At 67.9% G+C, this 240-nt stretch carries 1 pseudogene; it reads right to left on the reverse strand.

Annotation, left to right across the window (positions count from 1 at the left end):
* Positions 1–240, reverse strand: a pseudogene (locus OO67_RS35535) (transposase); the annotation flags it as partial.

The following is a 240-nucleotide window of genomic DNA, read 5'->3' on the forward strand; positions in this document are numbered from 1 at the left end:
CCCGGTCGACAGGATTCGGACCTGTCAGGTCCCCCTTTTCAAGGCCCGCATGTTCACCGAGTCGATCGCGCACCTCGACCAGTCCAGCTCGCCGCGGGCTCCGAGTTCGTCGAGGACCAGGCGGTGGAGCTTGGCCCACACCCTGGCCTTCGACCATTCCGAGAACCGCCGGTGGGCGGTCGCTCCGGACGGGCCGAACGACGCCGAAGGCAACTGCTGCCAGGTACAACCCGACGTGGC

This window comes from Streptomyces atroolivaceus (assembly GCF_000717025.1).
Taxonomy (GTDB): Bacteria; Actinomycetota; Actinomycetes; order Streptomycetales; family Streptomycetaceae; genus Streptomyces; species Streptomyces atroolivaceus.